This is a genomic window from Clostridium sp., assembly GCF_051656525.1.
Taxonomy (GTDB): Bacteria; Bacillota; Clostridia; order Clostridiales; family Clostridiaceae; genus Clostridium.
The window spans coordinates 1-1,407 of the sequence record NZ_JBOGCC010000228.1 but is presented as its reverse complement, the minus strand read 5'-3'; the positions used below and the strand labels follow the sequence as shown (position 1 = coordinate 1,407).

The 1,407-nt window shown below is 31.6% G+C and carries 1 protein-coding gene; it reads right to left on the bottom strand.

Annotated features, from left to right (window positions below):
• Nucleotides 1-274 precede the first annotated feature (274 nt).
• A partial coding sequence (locus ACRDDY_RS11155) for a FomA family porin-like outer membrane protein (protein WP_438565027.1) occupies nt 275-1,407 on the bottom strand: 1,133 nt, incomplete at its 5' end.

Sequence of the window (1,407 nt, the reverse complement as noted above, 5' to 3'; positions counted from 1 at the left end):
CCTCTTTTTCTCCCAAAGAAACTATTCTTTTATAAGCTCTCTCTTGATCTCTAACATATATACTCGAGTTATCTTGAGTATATGAATTTTTTTCAATATTATTATTAACTCTTTCTGGAACATTAGCTATTAAAACTGTTGATATTATAAAATATAATAAGAATTTTTTCATTCTTCCTCCTCATATTAAATATTATTATAAAAAAATTTCCTTGTAAGAATAATTCTTACAAGGAAATAATATTTTAAACTTACTTTCTATATATTTACAGAATTAGAAGTTTACTTTCATACCTGCGAATGCATATGGTTGCCATCTCCAATTATTAGCTGTAGATTGGTTTTCATTATCCCAGTTTCTATACTCTGCTCCTACTCCACCGTTTAAAGAAACAGCAGGTGTTAATTGGTAGTTTACTGATACATCTAAAGCTGTATATAAGCTATATGTATTCTTTTCAGTTATCAATGCTGGAACAGCTAATGTAGTTGATGTAGCTGCTTTTGCTGGAGTATATCTTTCATATTGTCTGAAGATATATGGATCATATCCTCCAACAAAGTTAAAGTCTACATTTGTCTTTTCTCCAGCATATAATCCAAACGTTCTATATAAATAAATCTCCCATGTTACATCAAATGATCTTTTCTTAGTTGATGTAGCTGATGTTTTAAACTCTTGGTTATAGAAGTTTTGATCTAAGTATAAAGTTCCGTCCCAAGTGAATCCAAATGGTAAATTACCTGCATACTCAATATCTAAACCAATTGTGTTTAAATAGTTTCCACCATTATCTGCTGCCATTGAATGATATAAACTTGGAGCTAAAACAACTTTAGACAGTAATCCTCCCTTATTTTGATACGCTGTATATCTTAACATATACTCAAAGTTTTGAGAATCATTCTCTTCATCTCTATATTGTAATCTAGAAGTTAAAACATCATTATGCTTATAAGAGTATCTTAATCTAGTTTCTGTTCCATAAGCTTTTCCTACTCCTGTTACTGAGTCATCTTTAGAATCTAAATTAGTATAATCTCTAACTCTTCCTTCTAGTCTAGAATTTTCAGTCATTTGAACTCCAAATGTTGTTTGAAGTCTTGCTCTGTTATTCGCTCCTCTATTCCAAGTATCTTGGTTTGTATCTGATAAATTTCCTTGAGCATTTCTTACAATTTCATCTCCATGCCCTTCAGTTTCTCCGTATGCTCTGTACTCTAATCCAATGTATCCAGATGGTCTGAAAGCTTCCTCTACTACTACTTCTTCAACCACGTCTGCTACTACTACTACCTCTTTCGATACTTCTACTGGTGCTACTACAGCCTCTTTTGCAGATGCAGTTGCTCCAACTAATAATAAAGAACCTAATAAAAGTGCTAACTTTTTCATATAAATTCCCT